Annotated in this window: 16 protein-coding genes and 1 pseudogene; 6 read left to right on the top strand and 11 right to left on the bottom strand. The window is 66.8% G+C overall.

Features of this window, described 5'->3' with window-relative positions; all coding sequences use genetic code 11:
• Positions 1-202 (bottom strand): hypothetical protein (locus AAF604_21125; protein ID MEM7052182.1); only part of this gene is annotated, 202 nt, incomplete at its 3' end.
• 245 nt (positions 203-447) lie between these two features.
• Here AAF604_21125 and AAF604_21120 point away from each other — a divergent pair.
• The 5 genes and pseudogenes from AAF604_21120 (at position 448) to AAF604_21100 (ending at position 6,411) form a co-directional block, all read left to right on the top strand.
• Positions 448-783, top strand: coding sequence for a tail fiber protein (locus tag AAF604_21120; GenBank protein ID MEM7052181.1), 336 nt, complete (start codon positions 448-450; stop codon positions 781-783).
• Between the two features lie 36 nt (positions 784-819).
• Positions 820-1,011: pseudogene (locus AAF604_21115) on the top strand (tail fiber protein).
• A gap of 292 nt (positions 1,012-1,303) precedes the next feature.
• Positions 1,304-2,374 carry an AraC family transcriptional regulator gene (locus tag AAF604_21110; GenBank protein MEM7052180.1) on the top strand — a complete coding sequence of 357 codons (1,071 nt, stop codon included), beginning with the start codon at positions 1,304-1,306 and terminating at the stop codon, positions 2,372-2,374.
• Between the two features lie 111 nt (positions 2,375-2,485).
• Positions 2,486-3,589 (top strand): serine hydrolase, encoded by a 1,104-nt coding sequence (locus AAF604_21105; protein ID MEM7052179.1) that lies wholly within the window; start codon positions 2,486-2,488, stop codon positions 3,587-3,589.
• Between the two features lie 656 nt (positions 3,590-4,245).
• Positions 4,246-6,411, top strand: coding sequence for a TonB-dependent siderophore receptor (locus AAF604_21100; GenBank protein ID MEM7052178.1), 2,166 nt, complete (start codon positions 4,246-4,248; stop codon positions 6,409-6,411).
• A gap of 141 nt (positions 6,412-6,552) precedes the next feature.
• Here AAF604_21100 and AAF604_21095 read toward each other — a convergent pair whose 3' ends face one another.
• From AAF604_21095 to AAF604_21085, 3 genes are all read right to left on the bottom strand, one after another.
• The gene (locus tag AAF604_21095; GenBank protein MEM7052177.1) at positions 6,553-7,233 is read right to left on the bottom strand and encodes an alpha/beta hydrolase; all 681 of its coding nucleotides are present in this window, start codon (positions 7,231-7,233) and stop codon (positions 6,553-6,555) included.
• Positions 7,230-7,847: a TetR/AcrR family transcriptional regulator gene (locus AAF604_21090; protein ID MEM7052176.1), complete on the bottom strand. Its 618-nt coding sequence runs from the start codon at positions 7,845-7,847 to the stop codon at positions 7,230-7,232. The genes AAF604_21095 and AAF604_21090 overlap by 4 nt, the downstream gene beginning before the upstream one ends.
• Positions 7,848-8,046: 199 nt before the next feature.
• The gene (locus tag AAF604_21085) at positions 8,047-8,691 is read right to left on the bottom strand and encodes a hypothetical protein (GenBank protein MEM7052175.1); all 645 of its coding nucleotides are present in this window, start codon (positions 8,689-8,691) and stop codon (positions 8,047-8,049) included.
• A 357-nt stretch (positions 8,692-9,048) separates the two neighbouring features.
• Between AAF604_21085 and AAF604_21080 the strand changes: the two genes are divergently transcribed.
• Positions 9,049-9,414 (top strand): hypothetical protein, encoded by a 366-nt coding sequence (locus AAF604_21080; GenBank protein ID MEM7052174.1) that lies wholly within the window; start codon positions 9,049-9,051, stop codon positions 9,412-9,414.
• Between the two features lie 22 nt (positions 9,415-9,436).
• Here AAF604_21080 and AAF604_21075 read toward each other — a convergent pair whose 3' ends face one another.
• The 7 genes from AAF604_21075 to AAF604_21045 are packed head-to-tail and all read right to left on the bottom strand — an operon-like array spanning position 9,437 to position 17,354.
• Complete coding sequence (locus AAF604_21075; GenBank protein ID MEM7052173.1) at positions 9,437-10,249, bottom strand: tetratricopeptide repeat protein; 813 nt, start codon at positions 10,247-10,249, stop codon at positions 9,437-9,439.
• Entirely contained in the window at positions 10,246-11,967 is a 1,722-nt protein-coding gene (locus AAF604_21070) for a BatD family protein (GenBank protein MEM7052172.1), read from the bottom strand. Before AAF604_21070 ends, AAF604_21075 begins: the two co-directional genes overlap by 4 nt.
• The gene (locus tag AAF604_21065; protein MEM7052171.1) at positions 11,964-13,079 is read right to left on the bottom strand and encodes a tetratricopeptide repeat protein; all 1,116 of its coding nucleotides are present in this window, start codon (positions 13,077-13,079) and stop codon (positions 11,964-11,966) included. Before AAF604_21065 ends, AAF604_21070 begins: the two co-directional genes overlap by 4 nt.
• A complete protein-coding gene (locus tag AAF604_21060) occupies positions 13,072-14,157 on the bottom strand; it encodes a VWA domain-containing protein (GenBank protein MEM7052170.1) in 1,086 nt (361 codons plus the stop codon). The genes AAF604_21065 and AAF604_21060 overlap by 8 nt, the downstream gene beginning before the upstream one ends.
• Positions 14,154-15,188, bottom strand: a complete 1,035-nt coding sequence (locus tag AAF604_21055; GenBank protein ID MEM7052169.1) for a VWA domain-containing protein — start codon at positions 15,186-15,188, stop codon at positions 14,154-14,156. The genes AAF604_21060 and AAF604_21055 overlap by 4 nt, the downstream gene beginning before the upstream one ends.
• The gene (locus AAF604_21050; protein ID MEM7052168.1) at positions 15,185-16,360 is read right to left on the bottom strand and encodes a hypothetical protein; all 1,176 of its coding nucleotides are present in this window, start codon (positions 16,358-16,360) and stop codon (positions 15,185-15,187) included. The genes AAF604_21055 and AAF604_21050 overlap by 4 nt, the downstream gene beginning before the upstream one ends.
• Positions 16,353-17,354 (bottom strand): hypothetical protein, encoded by a 1,002-nt coding sequence (locus AAF604_21045; GenBank protein MEM7052167.1) that lies wholly within the window; start codon positions 17,352-17,354, stop codon positions 16,353-16,355. The genes AAF604_21050 and AAF604_21045 overlap by 8 nt, the downstream gene beginning before the upstream one ends.
• Position 17,355 lies beyond the last annotated feature (1 nt).

Here is a 17,355-nt window from a genome sequence, read left to right as displayed (position 1 = left end):
TATGGGGATAATCTTTGCGAAAAGCTTCAAGTTGCATCGATTCAAGTAAATGATCGATGGTTGCTTTTTTGTGATCGCGCACTGTCACACCAAAACCGATATTTTCCTCAACATTTAAACCCGACCCTAATCCCAGTTCCGTCGTCAGCCATCCCGCACTTTGGTCCAGTCGCGATGGACGGTGCGGTCGACAACCTTCCAAACATCAATCCGCTGTTCGTCGCTCCGGCGAACGGCGACTCTCGCCTTGCGGAGCTGTCTCCGGCAGTCGATATGGACGGCTCGATCACGTCTCGCCATCCCTAGGACGAATTCGACGGAGTCAGCCGGACCAGGGGCTGCGCACCGACCTCGCGGGCGCTTTAGCCTCTGCTGGCGAAACGTTGTCCGGGGCTCGGACACCCCCGTCCGAAGACTCGAACGCTGGAACTCTTTGGGAGGAATCTCATGGAAGCTTTTATCGGTCAGATCACCCCGTTCGCCGGCAATTTCGCGCCCCGAGGGTGGGCCTTTTGCGACGGTGCCCTGATCTCCGTCAATAGCAATCCTTCGCTCTTCGCGATCATCGGGACGATCTATGGCGGCGACGGTGTCAACAATTTCGCGCTTCCGGATCTGCGCAGCCGGGCGGTGTTGGGGGCGGGTAACGGTCCTGGGTTGCCGGCGACCAAGCCCGGCCTGCAGCAGACGGTGATGCAGGGCACCGGCCAGGAGGCGCAGTTCGGCACTCTGGGCATGAACTACATCATCTGCCTCGAAGGCGTGTTTCCGACCCGCAACTGATCCGCTAGAGACGAACCAAATTCACGGAGAAAGGAAATGCCGCAATTCTTTACCGGGCAGGTCAGTCTCTTCGCCGGCAACTTCGCTCCCCAGGGCTGGGCTTTGTGCGAGGGGCAGCTCTTGGCGATCGCTCAGTACCAGGAGTTGTTCTCGCTTCTCGGCGCGACCTATGGCGGCGATGGCCGGTCGACCTTCGCCTTGCCGGATTTCCGCAGCCGAGCCGGTCTCGGGGTCGGTGGCTTCCCGCCCCTTCCGAGGACCGATCTCGGGTCTCGTGAGACCGTGAACCAACATCAGGGTAGCGAGCCGCAGTTCGGCACCCTCGGGGTGAATCACATCATCTGCCTCAACGGATCCTACCCAGTGCGCAGTTGATGGTCCGCCGGAGGAGCCGCGAAGGCGGCTTCTGCGGCCTTCCGGGCTCTCCCGGTCGGCTGGCGAAGGAGTAGGATCCCGCCACCGGTCGCGTTCCGGGGGGCGGCATGTCGCCGCTGCCTCGGCGCGGCCCAATGGCGGCGTGATGACGACCTACCTCGGCATGCTCGGGGCCCTGCAAGGGCTGATCTTGGCGGCGGCGGTGCTGTCCCTCGGTGGAGCCGACCGGCGGCCGAACCGGGCCCTCGGCGGTGCACTGCTGATCCTGTCCTGCACCGTGTTCACGGTGACCGGCGAGCACGGCGGCCTGTTCGGCGACTCGATCTACCCGGTGCTGTTCGAGTACACCCTGGCCTTCCTCTTTCCGCCGGTGCTCTGGCACTACGCCCGCACCGTCCTCGGGCAGCGGCGGTTTTCGCCGGTTTGGATCCATGCGCTACCGGCCGTCGCCTGGCTGTCCTATCTCGGGGCCTACTGGGTCGGGCTGGTCACGTGGCGCTGGTTGCCTCCGATCCTCGCCCTAGTGGCCTACCTGGCGAGTTACACCGTGGCGGTGAGCCTGCGCACCTGGGGGCGCGATGCCCGGGCGACCACCCTGGTGTCGCACCACGCGGTGCTCAAGGTGCTGCTGCTCAGCATGTTCGGCATCCACCTGGCGCAGCTCGTGCGCTGGTCTTTCCGCACCATTCCCTGGCTCGCCGACATCGTGCCCTTGACCGCCACCGTCGCCTTGGCGGTTTTCTCCCTGCTGGCTCTGCGCAGCTCGCAATTGTTCGCCGGTCGCGAACCGATGCTGGCCGCGGCCAAATATCGCTCCCCGACGCTGACGGCCGAGCGCGGAGAAGAGGTCAGGCAGCGTCTCCTCCTGGTTCTCGAGCGCGACCGGCCGTTCTTGAACGAGAATCTCAACCTGGCGGACATGGCGGCGCGGTTGAAGGTCTCTCGCTCGCATCTGTCGCAGGTCGTCAACGAGGGCCTCGGCTGTACCTTCTCGGAGCTGCTCAGCCGCTATCGGGTACGCGCAGCGGAGAAGCTGCTCGGCGACCCCGGCTACGGTCACCTGACCATCGAGGCGATCGGCTACGAGGTGGGATTCAAATCACGCTCGGCCTTTCATGGGGCCTTCAAGCGGGAGCGCGACCAAACGCCGGCCCAGGCCAGGAAGCGGATGTCGCAAAAGATGATCGAGGACAGCGGACAGCCTTCGAATCGCTAGCTTTCGGGTCGTGACATTTCGTTGATGACCCATCGAGCCCGCCCTTCTGATCGGCTCTCTGAGGCGTTGCAGCAGAGAGTCGGCGAGAAGGGTGGGCAAGGAGAAAGCTCCGTGATTCAGAAGATCCTTCCCCTCGCCCTCGGCCTGTTCACCCTTCTCGCTTGTCAACCACCGGTTGCCGGGGCCGCCCGCCCTTTGAAAGTGACCGAGGCCGGCAGTCGGGCCGTGCAACAGGTCGACCTGCCGGCCTGGCCGCAGCAGGAGTGGCAGCGAGCGGCGACCCCCGAGCTGCTCGGTTGGTCGTCGAGCCGACTCGATGCGGCGCGCGCCTACGCCGAGGACATCGGCACCCAGTCTTTCCTGTTGATCGATCGCGGGGTGGTCGTTCAGCAGTGGGGCGACGTCACCAAGCCTTACCAGGTCTATTCGATTCGCAAGAGCCTGGTCAGCGCGCTGGTCGGCATGGCCCTCGAGGAGACCGACCTGCGGTTGGACAACACTCTCGAAGATCTTGCCATCGACGATGATCCGCCCCTCGACCAGGGTGAGAAGCAAGCTCGCCTGGCCGATCTGCTGAGCTCGCGGTCGGGGGTCTACCATCGCGCCGCCTACGAGGCGGCCCGTCATGCGCGCAATCGACCGCAGCGGGGCGCGCACCGGCCCGGTGACTTCTTCTACTACAACAATTGGGACTTCAATGCGCTGGGGACGATCGTCAGTCGGGCCCTCGGCGGGGATCTGTTCGAGCTGATGCAGCGGCGCCTGGCAGAGCCCCTCGGGATGCAGGACTTTTCCCTCGAACGCACCGAGTATCGCCGCGAGAAGGCGTCCCGACATCCGGCCTATCTGCTCGAGATGTCGGCTCGCGATCTGGCCCGTTTCGGTCTCCTCTATCTGCGCCGAGGGAGCTGGCGCGAGCAGCGGCTCCTGACGGCGGACTGGGTCGATCTCAGCACTCGGACCCACAGTCCGGGAGCCACCGAGAACCGTGGCTACGGCTACCTCTGGTGGACCTATCCGCGCTACGGGTCGCAGTACGCCGCTTCCGGCAGCGGCGGCCAGCTCGTCTTGGTCTTGCCGGATCGGGACTTGGTGATGGTTCACCTCGCCCGCGAGAATGCCTTCGGCCAGGGCGGTGTCGAAGCCCGCGAGTTCTGGCAGCTCTTCGGCCGGGTGATGGCGGCGAAGGACTCTGCGTCCGCGGAATCGCGGTAGCCCCCGCGGGGTGGAGTGGGGTTGATCGGCCTGCGGTGGTGGCTCTGGGGAGCGATTGTTCTTGACAAATAGGACCATAACGGTACAGAATTTATTTTCTAATTGAGACGAAGTCTCAATTGCGTTCAACAAGAGCCACATCCAGGCAGCAGGGGCCATCGCCGGGGGGACGAGTGTCCGATGTCTTGAGAATGGGCCGATGGGGTATCGCTGAACGCCGCAGGCGTTGGGAACCCACGTTCGGTCTATTGGGGCAATCTGCGTGTCGAGCCGACGATCGAGGTCGTCGGCCACGTGCTGCAATCCACCGTTCCCAGCGGTGGCCAGCCGCTTCTTCGCGGCTGGTCGACCCTCGCCCGAAGACGGGGCGAGGCCTGGACTCCGACCGTTGCGCCCTGCGGCGGACTGGAGTGGCTGTCACCCTGCAAGTTGATCTTTTCCGAGGCTCGGGCGGAGGGTCTCCCAGGACCATTCGCGTGGCGCAGCCCGACCGGCTGTGCAGACGCCGGCTGATGGCTGTCGCAGCGCCCTTCGTCGGCGGAGAATGCGCCGCCTGACGGCGGCTCCGATTGCCGTTTCTGACAATTTCCCTCGACGATCCTCCACTCTGTTTTCCTAGAAGGACGTAACCCTTACCCTAGAAGGACGTAAACGCAATGTCACGATTTGCCTTTTTCCTGCTCATTTGTGCCCTGCTCGCCATGACGCTCACGGCGTCGACGGTCGTTGCTCAGACCCCTGACGATGCCGATCAAGAGGCCGTCTCGGAGGAAGCCGAGGAGGCGACTCCCGATGAGGTCACCGAGGACGAAATCGTCGTCGTCGGGAAGTACCTCTACAGCGATCAGGTCAAAGCCCTCAGGACCCCGACGCCGATCCTCGACGTGCCCCAGAGTCTGTCGATTTCCACCGCCGACCAGCTTGCCCAGCAGGGCTTCTTGAGCATCGGCGAGATCGTCAGCTACACCCCGGGCGTCAATACTTCCCAGGGCGAAGGCCACCGCGATGCGATCGTCTTCCGGGGGGTCCGCTCGACGGCTGATTTCTTCATCGACGGCGTGCGCGATGACGTGCAGTACTACCGTCCGCTCTACAACCTGGATCAGGTGGAGATCCTGCGCGGTCCGAACGCGCTGCTCTTCGGCCGTGGTGGCACCGGTGGGATCTTGAACCGCGTCACCAAGAAGGGTCTTCTCGGCGAGAGCTTCACCAGCTATCAGGCCGGGACCGACTCGTTCGGCGAGTTCAACGTGCAGGTCGATGGCAACTTCGGGGTCACCGACAAGCGCGCCTTCCGGGTCAACGCTTTCTTCGAGAGTCTCGACAACCATCGCGACTTCTACGATGGCGAGCGCATCGGCATCAACCCGACGGCCAAGTTCGAGCTGTCGCCGTCGACCACCCTCGACCTGTCCTACGAGTACGCCGACCACCAGCGCTTCGTCGACCGCGGTATTCCGACCGGGGATGACGGCCGTCCGGTGGAAGCTCTCGAGGACGTGGTCTTCGGTGATCCGGAGCTCAACACGACGGAGCTCGAGGCGCACCTGCTGCGCGCCACCATCGAGCACCTCTTCACCGACCGGGTGAAGGGCAACTTCAGCGCCTTCTACGGTGACTACGACAAGCTCTACCAGAACTTCTACGCCAACGACTACGATCCGGCGACCAACATCGTCGAGCTCGATGGCTACGTCGACACCACCGAGCGTCAGAACTTCATTCTGTCGGGCGACCTGATCAGCGAGTTCGAAACCGGCAGTGCGGGTCACACCGTGATCGTCGGCACCGAGTACATCGACACCTCGTCGGATCAGGATCGCTTCAATTCGTTCTTCGATACCTCCGCCGCTGACGGCACGCGCACCGACCGGGCGGAGTTCTTCGCCACCCGCAACATCCTGCGCAACGGTGTCGGCGTGCTGGCCGATGGTCGCGTCGCGACCAACAGCTTCACCACCGATCTCAACGACGACACCCGGGTCGGCATCGAGGTGATCTCGTTCTACGTTCAGGACGAGATCGAGCTGTCGGAAAAGTTCGACATCATCCTCGGCGCCCGTTTCGACAGCTTCGACATCGAGGTGTTCAACGTGCCGGCGAACGACACGCGCACCCGCAAGGACGAAGAGGTCTCGCCGCGCCTCGGCTTCGTGTTCAAGCCGCAGGAGAACATCTCCCTCTACGGCAGCTACAGCGAGGCCTTCCTGCCGCGTAGCGGCGAGCAGTTCGCCAATATCAACGGCGACAACAACCGGCTGGACCCGAACACCTTCGCCAACCTCGAGGCGGGCGTGAAGTGGGACTTCAGCAAGCGTCTGAGCCTGACGGCGGCGCTCTTCGAGATCGAGCAGGAGTCGCCGGTGGTGTCCGATTCGGACGCCGGCACCTTCGACATCATCGAGACCTCTGTCGACGGTTTCGAGGCGCAGCTCCAGGGCCAGTTGACGGACCGCTGGTTCATCTCGGCCGGCTACAGCTACCTCGATGGTGAGCAGGCGGACGGTATCCGTCGTCCCCGCGAGCTGCCCGAGAACATGTTCTCGGTGTGGAACAACCTTCAGGTGACGGACGTCTTCGCCCTCGGCTTCGGTCTGACGTACCAGGACGAGAGCTTCATCAACAACAGCAATAGCGCGGTCCTGCCGAGCTACACGCGCGTTGATGCGGCGGCCTACTACGACTTCTCCGAGACCCTGCGGATTCAGCTCAACGTCGAAAACCTGACCGACGAGCTCTACTTCCCGAACTCCCACAGTACCCATCAGGCGACGGTGGGAGCTCCCCTCAACGCCAGCCTGTCGATCCGGGGTCGGTTCTAGGATCCACGGGCTCACCGGCGCCTGCTGAGAGCGACATTCAGCAGGCGCCGCGTACCCCTCAGATAGACCTTGGGTTGGCGGAACTAGCCGCTCGCGAGGAAACCTTGTGAGAAGGGCGGGCTAGTCGCCCGCGGCAGCGGCCTATTGCGCCAACCTGCGGGCGACGATGCCCCAGACCTTCGGGTTGATCCCCAAGCCGAGGTGTGAGCCTTTGACCTCGAGGTGCTCGACGTCCGGATTCGAGCGGTCGAGGCAGGCTTGCCAGGCGACCACGCCGTCGCCCTGCGAGTAGATCGACGTGATCGGCACTTCGATCGGCACCTGCTCGCGCTCGGCGATCCTCTGTTCGATTTTTTGCTGCTGCTTGGCGAAGGCGCGGGCGGCGATGGTGTAGCGCGGCCCCCCGATGACCGGCGTGCCGAGGGTGATGACCCGCTCGACTTTGGTCGGCATGTCGCGGGCGGCTTCGCGGGCCAGGACGCCGCCGAGGCTCCAGCCGATCAGGCTGACCGGGCTGCCGCTGCGCTCGGCGAAGTCGAGGACGCGCTGGTTGACCGGCTCGAGCAAGCCCTCGACATCGCCGCGGTTGGTTCCCAGACCCCAACCTTCGACGCGGTAGCCGAGGACTCGCAGAAAGCTGCGCAGGGGAGTCGTCGAGCGGTCGCTGGTGAGATATCCGGGGAGCACCATCACCGGTTCTCCCGCGCCTCGCGGCAGGGTCCAGGCGAGAGGCGACGCGAGGGCGAGGGCGAGGGCGTCGCCGACGACGCGGCTTTCCTTCCAGAAGGTGCCGGTGGGGGGATGGATTGCGTGCTCGGTCATCGACTTTTCCTCTCGTTCGGCCGGTGGGCCTCGATCAGGGAATCGACCATCGGCATCAGGAGCTCTTCTCCCGCGCGTCCGGCGACCAGCTTGCCAGCCAGGTGGAGCGAGGCGATGCCGTGGATCGATACCCAGAAGAGGTGGGCTAGCGTGGTCGGGGAGCCGGTCAAGACGCCGGCGGCCACGGCGCGTTGGAAGCTGCCGAGCAGAACGCCCCAGGCGTTGCGCTCGGTTTCGTGGTGGCCGGGAAAGTCCTCCGGCGCCGGCTGCTCGAGCTGAAACATGATCCGGAAGGCGTGGCTCTGCTGCTCGGCGAAGGCGAAGTAGGCCCGTCCGAGGACTCGAATCTCCTCTTCCGGGTCGTGATTGTCGGCGAGGAAGCGCGCCAGGTGCTCGTGGAAGCGGTCGAAGCCCAGGGAGCGCACCGCAGCGTAGATCTCTTCCTTGCTCTCGAAGTAGCGGTAGGGGGTGGCGGCGCTGCAGCCTAGCTGGCGGGCCAGGGCGCGCAGGCTGACGGCGCCGTAGCCGCGCTCCGCGAACATTTCGAGGGCGACCTCGCAGAGGCGTCCACGAAAGCTCGCGATCTCTTCCGGAAGCAGCGTCGGCCGTGCCATGGAGAAAGATTAACAGCGTTTTGTTAACGATGTCAATTTTTCTCTGGCGACCCTCTCGAGGATGAAGAACCTGTGAGTCGAAGAGGCTTGCCGCAAGCGAGTCGGCTTACTCGCCGGGGTTTCCGGGTGCCCCCGGAGGGGCGGGTGGTGAGAGTCTCACCACCCGCGGTGTGCTTGGTGGGATTTGGGGGAGGGCAGGTCAGGCGGGCTTGGAACCGATGATCGTGGGGGCACCGGTGAGCACCCGGAGGGCCACCGTGCCGGGGTTGGCGACGTCTTCCAGCTCGATCGGTGCCTGCAGGCGGTACTCCGTGCCGTTCGGCGGCGGGAAGGACTTCACGCGATCGCTGACGACATGCAGCGGCTCGATCGAGCGATAGAGCACGCCGGGATGCGCCTCGATCTCGATCTGGATGTGGAAGCGCATGTGCTGGGAGGCCGGAAACTCGCTGCCGACGGTCTGCTCGACCAGCAGGCTGCCCTTGACCGGGCGGCTGTGATCGAGGGAGACGATGATCTCGCCGAGGCCCTCGACGTAGTCGCGGCTGACGGTGCCGAGAATCTCGAGCGGCACGGTCTTGCGGCCGCCGTCGCCGAAGAAGGACTCCTCGGTGCGCGCCGCCACGGAGCCGTGCAGGTCGGCCTCGAAGATGCCGATGCCCACGACCTCCAGGGTCACCGGATCGAGGTGGGCGCACTCCTGATTGTTGTCCGGCCCCGGAAGCTCCGGCGTCGGAGCTTCTTTGCCGGCTGAGGCCGTGCCAGCGATGACCAGAGCGATGAGCGCTGCGGCGATGAGGCTGAGGCCGAGCAGGCTGCGATGCTGGGAAACGAACTTCGCCATGTCCTCACTCTCCTTTCTGATCCCCAGAAAAGGGGTTCGAGCTCTCCCGATAGGAATGATCGGGGCGAGACCTGGTGTGTGTGTACATATTTCTGTAAAACCAAATAAATTTTAACTCGAATTTTCAGTTATGTCAATTTAAATTTGCAGCAATATTTGACGAACAGCCCTGTGCAGCTCCAAGGTCGGGGGTGCCGGTCGACGGTGATCGCAGGGCTCGGGGTCAGGGCCTTGGGTCAGGAGTGCAGTGATCCGATCTCTCCAGCGCCGACGCGTTTCGAGGCGAATCCGAGCTCGAGGAGGGGCGCTGGGAGTACGGCACCTCGCTCGGCTCTCATCCAACCGAGGAGGCATGCGATGAAGTGGAAACTACTGTCTTTGTTCGTCGGTACGCTGGCGGTGGCGGGTCTTTTCCTGGTGGCGGCACCGGCCCAGGCCGGAGGCTGCTACGCCAACTGCGAGCTGGCCTATTTCAAGTGCGTCGGCTCCGGGCAGAGCGGTTGCGACCTGCAGCTCAGCCTGTGCACGCTGCGCTGCGGTGGCTCCGGCGGTGGAGGAGGAGGCGGCAGCGACCCGCGGGGCCGGACGCCCTACGATCTCTGCGTCCTCGACTGCCGGATCGATTTCTTCGACTGTGTGGGCGCTGGGGTACCGGTCGCCGTCTGCACGGCGGCGCAGAATCAGTGCATCGACCAGTGCGCCGCCATCTACGGTGTGCCCTGACTAGCAGGCTGCTGAAACCTTCCTAGCGGTCTATCAGGAGCTCGGTGTGCTGGCTCTCGAGCCAGCCCTGCTCACCATCCGGCAGGGCGATGCGGAGCCAGTCCGGGCGCTCGTCGAGGACCGCGAGCTCGGCACCGGCGTGGAGTTTGAAGAGCACCACCGAGTCGCGTGAGGTGCCGGACTGGACGTTGATCTCCTGGGGCACGATCACCGCCACCCGTTGCGGGCTGATGGTGCGAGTGGCCCAGGAGGCGGCCACCGCCAGCAGTGGAATCAGCACCAGGCCGGTGAGCCAGCGCAGAATCTCGGAGTTGGGACGGTAGAGGCGCCAGCCGAGGAGTCCCCAGAACAACAGGTTGAGGCCGAGGGTGGCGGCGAAGAGCTCTTGGCGAGACAGCCGGTAATGCCAGAAAAACAGGGTCCTCTGCACTGCCGAGGGGCCTGGCGGTGACAGCGCATCGCGAGCGCTGCGGCGGGCGAAGGCGAGGTTGGCGGCGGTGTCCTGATCGCGCGGCAGGGCGCTCTGGGCTCGCCGATAGGAGGCAATGGCGCGGCCGAGCTCGCCAGCGCGAAGGTAGGCGTTGCCGAGGTTGTAGTGCAGGCGTCCGTTGTCGACGCCGCGCTCGATGAGCCCCTCGTAGAGGCGCACTGCGCGGCCGTAGTCGCCGTCCTCGTAGGCGGTGTTGGCGCGCACGAAGAGCTCGCCGGGCTCGCCGCTCTCGGTGAGTCCAGTGGCCGGCGCCAGGGCTGCGTCGAGGCCCGGATCCGGTGTTGTCGCGACGGCCGCTGGCGCTGCTGGAGTCACCAGGGCGAGGAACAGCAAGGCGACGATCACGGCTTGCTCCGGGTCTTTCGCAGCGCCCCTTCGAGGCGCTCGATGAGAGCCTTGGCGGGGTCTCGGAGCTCTCCTCCGGCAGCGCCGCCGGCGGCGCCGTAGCGACTCGCTTCGAGGCCTTCGAGGAAGCTCCGGACCTCGTCCACGAGGTCACCGCCAAGGCCCGCCTGGCGCAGCCCGGCGGCGGCCTCGGCGGCGGTCAGGGCACCGCCTTCGCGACCGAGCTTGTCGCCGATGTAGGTGCGCACGACCTCCGAGGGGTCGTCGTTGGCGAGGCTCTTGCGCGCTCGCCGCAGGGCTTCCTGGCGGCGGCGCAGGGCGCCGTCCTCTTGGTAGCGGAGCTGCCGTCGCCGGCGCCACCACAGGCCGACGAAGAGCAGCGGTGGCGCCGCCAGGGCGCCGGTGAGGGCGGCCTGGAGGGGCGGCCCCGGGGGACTCTCGGTGGCGCCATCGAGACCGCGGTAGAGGGGCAGGATGTCGTCTGCCAGGATGCGCACCGCCACCTTGCCGGTGGTCGGCGCCAGCGACTCCGTGAGGCGCAGATCTTCCTGCCCTTCGGCAGGGTCGACGGCCAGGACAATGGGGGTCGTGCGGGTGGTGCGATAGCTGCCCGCCGCCGGATCGAAGTAGACCAGGGGGATCGCCGGGATCATGGTTTCGCCCGGGGAAAGCGGCACCAGCGCCTTGGGGAAGACCTTCGACCCTTTGAGCTCGAGGCCATCGCGGTCGATGCGGCTGCTGGTCTTGTCGTCGTAGATCTTGAAGGCGGAGAGATCCGGCAGCGGTGGCTCGGCGATGCTCTGCACATTGCCCTGGCCGCTGACGGTGATCTGGACGGTGGTCGACTCGCCCACCTGGAGCTGGCGCTTCGAGGCCTCGGCCTGGATCTGGAACTTGCCCACCAGGCCGCTGAAGTCCGCCGGTGGTGACGGCAGGGGGCGGACCTCGAGCGCCACCGGCGGTCCGGGCACCACCCGTTGCTCGGCCCGCACGCGGCCGAAGAAGTCGTCCATCAGGCTGCGCCGGCGGCGCCGCTGATCGCGCACCGCCACCTGGCAGGTGAGCTTCGAGCCCGGTACCGTCAGCGTGCCGGCCCGCTGTGGGAAGAGCGCCACGCGGCGCTCGATGACGCCGTAGCGCCGACCGCCGACGACGGTTTCGTACTGGCGGGTCTCGCCGAGAGGTTCGGAGAGGAAGCCGTCGAAGTCCTGGGGATCGAGCCGTGGCTCACCGATCTGTACCCGGTAGAGGAACTTCCAGGTGTAGATCACCTGCTCGCCGACGAAGGGCTGGCGATCGGACACCGCCACCTGGATGAAGAGATCGCGATCGTTGCCCGGGCGGTCACGATCGGCCTTCAGGACGCGCACCTGGAAGGGCCGGGAGCGATAGGCCTTGCCGTCGATCTCGACCATCACCGGACCGATGGTGAAGGTTCCGGTGCGCTGCGGGATCAAGAAGTAGTTGTAGGCCGCGCCGCTGCTGGCGCGGCCGTTGACGATGTCGACCTGGGTGCTCTTGCCGCCGGCACGGACCTGGAAGTCGGGCAGCTCCGGAAGCACCGGCAGCGCAGTCTGGGAGCCTTTGACGGTCACCAACAGTCGTAGCGGTTCACGGGGCGTGGTTTCGACGCGATCGATCTCGGCGGTGATCGACTGCGCCGCGGCCGGAGCCGCCCCCAGTAGCGCCAGGGCGAGGGCCGATAGAAAGCGTCTCACCAGTCCTTCTCCGGACGGGCCGGGCGACGCGGCCCGGGGCGCTGTTGCTGCGGGCGGCCCTCTTCGAGGGCTTCGAGGAAGCGGGCGGCCTCTTCCGGCGTCATCGGCCGCTCTTCGCCGCCTTGGGGGTTGCCACCACTGGCGCTGGTGGAGCCTTCCGGCTGGGTGGCGTCCGGATCCTCGCCGTCGGGAATTCCGTCGCCGTCCGTGTCGCGCTGATTGGGGTCGGTCTCGCCCTCGTCGCGCTCGCCGTCGCGGTCGAGGTCTTCGGCGCCATCGGGCAGACCGTCGCCGTCGGTGTCGGGATTCTCCGGATCGGTGGGGTTGGCGCCGCTGCGCTCGGTCTCGTCGGGCAGTCCATCGCCGTCCTGGTCGGGGCCCTGGGCTCCCGGTGACTGGGAGTTGTCGTCGCCGCCGGCCTCCTGGGGTTCGTCCGCCGGCGGCTGCTCCTCGCCTTGCGATGAGTCTTCGCCCTGGTCGCCGGCCTCTTGCTCTCCGCCTTCCTGCTGCTGGTCGCCGGACTGCTCTTGCTCCCCCTCCTGGCCCTGGTCTCCTTGCTGCTGCTGGTCCCCTTGCTGGCCTTGATCACCCTGCTGTTGCTGTTCCTGCTGGCGCTTCTGGGCTTCCTCGTGGCGCCGGCGGATCTCGTCGCGGGTGTACTCGAGGTTGAACTTGGCGTCTTCGTCGTCCGGGTTGATCTCGAGGGCTTGCTTGTAGAGCTCGACGGCGTCTTCGAGGCGGCCCTGTCGAAAGGCGGTATTGCCGAGGCTGTAGAGGCCCTGGAAGCGGACTTCCGGATCGCCGGCGAAGACGGCGCCGGCGAAGGCGTCGCGGGCCTTTTCGAAGTCACCCATCTGGAAGTAGGAGCTGCCCAGGTTGAGCAGCAGTTCGGGGTCCTCGGGCCGTTCGACCTGCTGGTCGATGAAGCCCTGCAGGGCCTGGTCGTAGAGGCCGGCGGCGTAGGCCTGGTGAGGACCGTCGATCTTGGTCGGAGCGGCCGGTGGCGCGGTCGCCTCCGCGGCGGCGTCCGGCGGCGGCGTCGCCGGTGCGGCGCCGACCAGGGCGGCGGCGAGGGGCGCCACCAGCAGGAAGCGGATCTTGGAATCAACCATGGCTACGGGCCCTCCGCCGGGTGCGCTCGGAGATCAGCACTTCGAGCATGAGAAGCAGAGCGGCGAGGCCGACCGCCCACTGGAAACGCTCCTCCCAGCGCTGGCGACGGCGCGAGCCGAGCTCCTGGTCTTCGAGGGTCGCCTTGATGCCCTGGGAGTAGATCTGCTCGAGGTCGACATCGCCGGTGACCGAGCGCACGTAGCGGCCGCCGGTGGCGAGAGCGATCTTCTGCAGGGTCGGCTCGTCGAGGCGACTGAGGATGATCTCGCCGCGGCGATCGCGCCGGAAACCGCCGCGGGCGTCGGGAATTGGAGAGCCTTCGTCGCGCCCGATGCCGATGGTGAAGATGCGCACGCCGGCGGTCTTCGCCTCCTCGGCGGCTTCGAGGGCGGCGCCGCCGTGGTCCTCACCGTCGGTGATCAGGATGATCGCCCGCGAGGGCTGAGCGGAGCCTTCGAAGGCTTCGAGGGAGGTGCGCAGGGCGTCTCCCAGGGCGGTGCCTTTGACCGGAATGAGATCGGTGTCGATGGAGCCCAGAAAGACCTCGGCGGCGCTGTAGTCGAGGGTCAGGGGGCACTCCAGGAAGGCGGTGCCGGCGAAGGCCACCAGGCCGATACGGTCGCCTTCGAGAATCTTCAGCAGGTCGACGATCTCGCGCTTGGCGCGCTCCAGGCGGCTCAGCGAGCCGCTGGCTTCGGCGTCTTCGACCAGCATGCTGTCGGAGACGTCGAGGGCGACCACGATGTCGACGCCGCGTCGCTGCACCTCCTCCCAGGTGAAGCCCCACTTGAGCTCCGCCAGGGCGAGCACGGCGGCGGCCAGGCCGGCGAGCAGCAGGGCGGCCTTAAGGAGCTGCCGCGGCCGGCTGATGCCGGCGGTCAGGCGTTCCAGCATGGTGGCCGAGGCGAAGCGCCGCAGCAGCCGCGCCCGGGTGCGGAAGGAGTAGACGAAGAAAGCCAGTAGGAGCGGCACCAGCCAGAGCAGCCAGAGGGAGTCGGGGCTGCCGACGCGCACCTCGCTGCAGCCGCCGGCGAGGGCGGCGCCGATCACGACCGAGGGCAGCAGCAAGCGCTTCACGGCAGCTTCCGGAAACGGGTCCCGAGGAGCAGCACTTCGAGCAGCAGAAGGGCGACCGCCGGCAACACGAACCAGCGGAACTGCTCGTTGTACTCCATGTAGGACTCCATGGTGATCTCGGTCTTCTCGAGCTCGTCGATGCGGTCGTAGACCTGGGTCAGGGAGGACAGGTCCTCGGCGCGGAAGTACTCGCCGCCGGTGCGCTCGGCGATCGCCTTCAAGGTCTCCTCGTCGATCTCGACGTCCTCATAGGCCACCTGCTTGCCGAACACCGTGTCGACCAGGAAAGGCGCCTTGCCGCGGGTGCCGGCGCCGATGGTGTAGACCCGGATGTCGAAGGTGGCGGCGATGTCCGCCGCCTGCCGCGGCGAGATGGCGCCGGCATTGCTGCGGCCGTCGGTGAGCAGGATGACGACCTTCGACTTCGCCTGCGAGTCCTCGAGACGCTTGACCGCCGTGCCGAGGGCCGAGCCGATGGCGGTGGCTTCGCCGGCGATGCCGATGTCGACGCGCTCGAGAAAGGTCGCCAGGATGCCGTGGTCGAGGGTCAGCGGGCACTGGGTGAAGGCTTCGGCGCCGAACACCACCAGGCCGACCTGGTCGTTGACCCGCTTCTCGACGAAGTCTTCGACCACCTCCTTGGCGACCTCGAGACGGTTGCGTCGCTTGGAGACTTGGCGGTCGGCATCGAGGTCGAGGGCCTGCATGCTGCCGGAGGTGTCGAGGGCCAGCATGATGTCGACCCCTTCCGTCGACACCTGGGTGAGGGTGCGGCCGGTCTGGGGGCGGAGGGCGGCGAGCAGGAGCAGGGCGACGGTGACCAGGCGCAGGCCCTGAATGAGCTGACGCAGCCGCAGGCTGCGGGACGGCCGTAGCGGCACCAGGTGCTTGAGGCTCGAGAAGCGTACCGCCGCGGCCGCGGAGCGCCGCCGCCAGTGCGGCCAGAGCTGCCAGGCGAGCACCCAGAGGACGAACAGCGGCGCCAGGACCCAGCCGAGATGGAGGTCCGAGAAGACCAGGTCGCGGATCATGCCGCGGCCTCCTCGGAAGGTTTCGTGGGTGGCTCGGGGTTGGGCGGCTCAGGTTTGGGAGGCTCCGAGCCGGGAGGCGCCGGATCCTCCGGCGGCGGCTCGCTCGGCGGCGGATCACTCGGGGGCGGATCGGGGGCCTGCGCTGCGGTCGCCTGCCCGGCGGCGGTGGCTTCCGGCTCCACCGGCACAGTGCTCTCGACGAAGCCGAGGGCGCTTTCGTAGACCTCGCGGATCTCCTCCTGCTGGGGCTCGTGGGCCGCGAACTTCACCCGGTCGGTGGTTTCCAGGAACTCCGCCAGGCGGACACCGCGCTGGCCGGTGAGCTCACGCACGTCGGCCAGGCGGGGCAGGATCTCCTCGGTGGTCAGATCGGTGGCGTTGAGGCCGAAGCGCCCTTCGACATAGGTCCGGACGACTTCGGAGACCTCGAAGTAGAACCGTCGAACGGCTTCCGGGTCCTCGAAGTCGGTGGCGCGCAATGCGTCGAGGGCGGCAAAGGCGATCTCGTGCGGCGGTGCCGCTGGTTCTTCCGGGGTCAGCTGGTAGCGACGCCACAGCCAGATTCCCACCAGCAGGGCGATGGCGAGGGCCCCGCCGGCGATCGCCGTGATCCAACCCCAAGGTGTCTGGCGCGGCTGGGGCCGCAAAGGCTTGAGGCCGCGAATGTCGTCGGCTTCGCCGTCCGCCGGCAGTACCGACTCGACCTCGACGAAGATCTCGGAGGTGCTGACCGAGCCGGCCTCGCCTCGCTGGGCGGATTGGCTGCTGGCCCCGTCCTCGTTGCTCTCCGTCGGTCGATAGGGGATGGTGATCGATGGCAGCACGTAGGAGCCCACCAGGTCGGCCCTGAGCTGATACCAGAGCTCGACGACCTGGCGTTGGCCGTCGCTCGCCGTCCGCGGCACCTCGCGACCGATCTCGACGATGCGGAAGCCGGCGATCTCGCTGCCGGCCTCGGGAATCTCGACCAGCAGGTCGGGCTCGTGCTCGACCAGGATGGTGTAAGTGAGGATGTCGCCGGTGGTGGCGACGGCCCGGTCGACGGTGGCTCGGGCCTCGACCGGCGGCCGGTCCTCGTCGTCCGCGGCGGGTTCCGGCGGTGCACCGGCACAGGCCGCCGTGAGCACCAGCAGCAGGGGCAGCAATCGCCGGCCGGCGACCCTCTTACCCACCGTTGTCCAGCCTTTCCGGGTAGAGCTTGACGTCCGCCGCCGAAAGCTGCTCCTCGACCATTTCGGCGTAGGTGCTCTGGGCCTTCTGCAGGCGATACTCCTGCTCGACCCGCGATCGGATCTGGTCGAGGGGGAGTGCCGCAGGCGCTTCCTCGCCGTCCTTCGCCGGCGGCCGGTAGCGCTCGACGTTGGCGCGGTAGAAGTTCTCCAGGTCGGCGTCGTCGACGGTGATCTTGGCCATCACCTCGAGCTCGAGGAAGCGCGCGATCACGGCCTGCTTCGAGATCTCCTCGATCTGGCGGCGCACCTGCGGATCGTCGTCGATCTCGAGCTTGCGGGCCTTGGCGAGGATGAGCTCGTCGGAAACCAGCTTGCGCAGCAGCTCGGCGCGCTGCTCCGGGGCGGCGAGCTGGGCCGCCGCCTGCGGTGGCAGGGTGGCGAGGGTGGCATCGAGGTCGGAGCGCCGCAGGGTGCGCTCGCCGAGCTCGGCGAGCACCGGATCGTCCTCCGCGCGGACGGTGTCGTCGCCGTCCAGGCGAGTCCTGGCGGCGAGGGCGCTGTGGGCGGCGTGGACCCGGCCCAGACGCTCGAGGGCGTGGACGATCTTCTCGGCGACTTGATCTCCGAGCTCGCCGCTGCCCAGCGCCTCGGCCTCGTAGAACCAGCGCAGGGCCGACTCGTAGCGCCCGTGCTCGAGGTACGTGGTGCCCAGGCTGTAGGCGATTTCGGCGCGGCCGGCGGCGGGGGCCGAGGCGTCCGTCAGATAACTCTCGTAGAGGCGCGCCGCTTCGTCGACGACGCCGGCGGCCTTGAGCTTGGCGGCCACCTCGCGGTCGCGCCGGTCATCCTGGCGGTTGCCTTGGTCGCTTGCCAGGTGCCAGCCGAAGAGGGCGATCAGCAGCACCAGCAGGGCGGTCTGCAGCCACAGCAGGTGGCGGGCCATGGGGTCGGCCGTCGGGCGCCGGGCGGTGGTGGGAGGCTGGCGTAGCTCCATC

The sequence above is a fragment of the Acidobacteriota bacterium genome (assembly GCA_039028635.1).
Classification (GTDB): domain Bacteria; phylum Acidobacteriota; class Thermoanaerobaculia; order Multivoradales; family JBCCEF01; genus JBCCEF01.
Note: the sequence above shows the minus strand (reverse complement) of the source record. Positions and strands in the feature narration are given on the sequence as shown.